The 946-nt window shown below is 61.5% G+C and carries 1 protein-coding gene; it reads right to left on the reverse strand.

Going from position 1 to position 946, the window contains the following annotated elements:
• Nucleotides 1–40 precede the first annotated feature (40 nt).
• On the reverse strand, nt 41–946 hold a 906-nt coding region (locus NQ018_RS11275), incomplete at its 5' end, for an IS3 family transposase (RefSeq protein WP_257061022.1).

A 946-nucleotide genomic window follows, 5' to 3' on the forward strand; every position in this document is an offset into this window, starting at 1 on the left:
TGAATCGGCCTGAGTTTTTCGGAGACTACAGGTAAAAGCCTTACTGGGCTTTTCGGGTGGTGTTGAATTCCTCGTAGTCCTGCTCGTATTCGATCGGGGGAACGTCACCGATCGACGAGTGCAGACGCTGGTGATTGTACCAGTAGACCCACGAGGCTGTTTCCGTTTCGACCTCCCGGGCATCCCTCCATGTGCGTGCGGGATCGACGTCGATGAGCTCAGTTTTGTACAGCCCGATCGTCGACTCCATCATCGCGTTGTCCAGAGCATCACCGACCGAGCCGATCGAGCCCTGGAGTCCGGCTTCTGCCAGCGCGTTGGTGAACGCCAGCGAGGTGTATTGCGCCCCGGCGTCCGAGTGATGGACGATGCCGGTGGCGGTGAAATCCATGCGGGTGCGTTTGCGGCTGAACAACGCGTGTTCCAGGGCCATGAGCACCATCCTGGTGTCCATCACCGTGGTGACGACCCAGCCGAGGACCTGCCGCGAGTAGGCGTCGACGATGAAGGCGACGTAGCAGAATCCCTCCCGCGTCCAAGCGTAGGTGAAGTCCGCGATCCACCACTGATCCGGATGCGACGGATACCTCCACCGACGGCCTATTCGGTCCGGGTGCCGGCGGTGCACAGGATTGGCCACGGTCGTCTTCTTGCGGTGCATCCCGCGGGACACACCGCGGATGCCGGTGATCTTCATCAGCCGTTCCACCTGGTCACGACCAATAAGCATGCCGTCACGGATGGCTGCTTTCCAGAGCTTGCGCCGGCCATAGACCTTGCGGTTTTCCTCCCACAGTCGGTAGATGCGGTGGGCGGCGTACGCTTCGTCGAGTTCTGTGCTCGAGGGACCAAAGCCGCGGGACTGATGGGCGTAAAAGGTGCTCGGGGCAATCGCGATCCCGTGGGCGGTGAGTGTGTCGCAGATTGGCTCGACCCCGAAGCGGTG

The sequence above is a fragment of the Corynebacterium kozikiae genome, assembly GCF_024580965.1.
GTDB classification, from domain to species: domain Bacteria; phylum Actinomycetota; class Actinomycetes; order Mycobacteriales; family Mycobacteriaceae; genus Corynebacterium; species Corynebacterium kozikiae.